At 72.7% G+C, this 2,574-nt stretch carries 2 protein-coding genes; both read left to right on the top strand.

Annotated features, from left to right (window positions below; genetic code table 11):
• The first annotated feature begins 99 nt into the window (after window positions 1-99).
• Window positions 100-1,041 (top strand): 4-(cytidine 5'-diphospho)-2-C-methyl-D-erythritol kinase, encoded by a 942-nt coding sequence (locus ACLN58_RS20810; RefSeq protein WP_415857133.1) that lies wholly within the window; start codon window positions 100-102, stop codon window positions 1,039-1,041.
• 30 nt (window positions 1,042-1,071) lie between these two features.
• Window positions 1,072-2,574: ABC-F family ATP-binding cassette domain-containing protein (locus tag ACLN58_RS20805; protein ID WP_415857132.1), on the top strand; the 1,503-nt coding region annotated here is incomplete at its 3' end.

The raw sequence follows: 2,574 nt of genomic DNA, 5'->3' as shown, positions 1-2,574 counted from the left end.
AGCACCGCCCCGCGGCGCGCCCAGCGGGATCCGGTGCGCCGGACTCTGGCGGGGCGGAGACGCTGGGATAGCGTGGGGGGCATGCGATCAGGGAGCGCCATGGGCCGCACATCAGTCCGTGCCAAGGCCCCCGGCAAGGTCAACGTCTCGCTCCGCGTGGGCCCGCCCCGCCCGGACGGGTATCACAGCGTCGCGAGCGTCTACCTCGCCGTCTCGCTCTTCGAGGAAGTCCGGGCCACCGTGACCGAGGGCCCCGGGATCACCGTGAGCCTGAGCCCCGACAGCACGCTCGACGTCGATTCGCTCGAGATCCCGCTTGACGAGCGAAACCTCGCGGTCCGCGCGGCCGCGCTCATGGCCGAGGTGTCGGAGCACGCCACGGGCGTGCACCTCGAGATCACCAAGCGCGTGCCCGTGGCCGGCGGCATGGGCGGCGGCTCGGCCGACGCCGCCGCCACCCTCGTGGCCTGCGACGCGCTGTGGGGAGCCGGACTCTCGCGCGAGGAGCTCGCCCACCTCGGGGCCGAGCTCGGCGCTGATGTGCCGTTCGCGCTCCTGGGGGGCGCCGCCGTCGGCCTCGGGGTGGGGGAGCAGCTCTCGCCCGCCCTCGCGACGGAGCGGCTCGATTGGGTCCTCGTGCCCGCCGACTTCGGGCTCAGCACGCCCGCGGTGTTCCGCGAGCTCGACCGGCTCCGCGACGCGGAGGGCCTCGAGGCCGAGGAGCCGAGCAACGTCGAGCCCGGGATCCTCGCCGCGGTGCGCGCGGGGGATGCCTACGCGTTGAGCCACCTCCTGGTGAACGACCTGCAGCGGGCCGCCGTCTCCCTCGCGCCCGAGCTCCGGAACACGCTCGGCTGGGGGGATTCGCACGGCGCGCTCGCCTCACTCGTCTCCGGCTCCGGTCCCACCGTCGCGATGCTCACCGAAGATCCGCGGGCCGCCGTCGAGCTCGCGGACACCCTGAGCCGACGCGGAGCCGAGGCGCTCGCCGTCCACGGCCCGGTTCCTGGGGCGCGGATCGTGAGCGATACCCTGCTGTAGTCAGATTTCACCCACCCGAGAAAGCAATCCTTGGCACACCTGCTCGGCGGCGAGAACCTCAGCATTTCCTTCGGCACGCGCACCGTCCTCGACGGCGTCACCGTGGGCCTCAACGACGGCGACCGGATCGGGATCGTGGGCCGCAACGGCGACGGCAAGTCCACGCTCATGCGGCTTCTCGCCCAGCGGGCCACGGCCGACGGCGGTCGGGTCACGTGGCGCCGCGGCCTCAACGTCGGCTACCTCGACCAGGCGGACGTGCTCGACGGCGACCTCGACGTGGGGAGCGCGATCGTCGGCGACCGCGCGGACCACGAGTGGGCGGCGAACCCGCGCATCCGGGAGATCATGGCGGGCCTCGTGGGCGACGTCGACTGGCGCGCCCAGGTGCGCGCCCTGTCGGGCGGCCAGCGACGCCGGGTCGCGCTCGCGAAGCTCCTCATCGAGCCGCACGACGTCATCATGCTCGACGAGCCCACCAACCACCTCGACGTCGAGGGCGTCGCGTGGCTCGCGCGGCACCTCAGGGGACGCTGGCGCGCGAACGAGGGCGCGTTCGTCGTCGTGACCCACGACCGCTGGTTCCTCGACGAGGTCTGCACGGGCACGTGGGAGGTCCACGACGGGATCGTCGAGCCGTTCGACGGCGGCTACGCCGCGTACGTCCTGGCCCGCGCCGAGCGCGACCGGATGGCCGCGGTGGTCGAGGGCAAGCGGCAGAACCTCATGAAGAAGGAGCTCGCGTGGCTCCGCCGTGGCGCGCCCGCACGGACGTCGAAGCCCAAGTTCCGCATCGAGGCCGCCAACGAGCTCATCGCGGACGTGCCCGAGCCCCGCGACGCCGTCGCCCTGTCCAAGATGGCCACGGCGAGGCTCGGCAAGGACGTGATCGACCTCGAGGGCGTGACGCTCGCGTATGGCGAGGCGTCGGGCGGGGCACGGCCCCTCTTCGACACCGTGACACTCCGCCTCGCGCCGGGCGAGCGCGTGGGTGTGGTCGGCGTCAACGGGGCGGGAAAGTCGACGCTCCTGCGCCTCCTCACGGGCGAGCTCGCGCCCACGTCGGGTCGGGTCAAGCGCGGCAAGACCGTGGTTCCCGCGGTGCTGAGCCAGGACGTGGGCGAGCTCGACGACGTCGCCGACCTCCGCGTGATCGAGGTCATCCAGCGCGAGAAGCAGACGTTCTCCGTCGGCGCGAAGGAGCTCACGGCCGGACAGCTCGTCGAGCAGCTCGGCTTCACGAATCAGAAGCAGTGGACGCGCGTGTCCGAGCTCTCGGGCGGCGAGCGGCGCCGCCTGCAGCTCCTCCGGCTCCTCGTGGGCGAGCCGAACGTCCTCATGCTCGACGAGCCCACCAATGATCTCGACACGGACACGCTCGCGGCCGTCGAGGACGTCCTGGACGGCTGGCCGGGGACGCTCGTCGTGGTGAGCCACGACCGGTACCTCCTCGAACGTGTCACGGACCACCAGCTCGCCCTCCTCGGTGACGGCGCCATCCGCGCGCTCCCCGGCGGCGTCGAACAGTACCTC

It is taken from the genome of Sinomonas sp. G460-2 (assembly GCF_047759905.1).
GTDB lineage: Bacteria > Actinomycetota > Actinomycetes > Actinomycetales > Micrococcaceae > Sinomonas.
The sequence above is the reverse complement of the archived record's forward strand: the minus strand, read 5'-3'. Positions and strand labels throughout refer to the sequence as shown.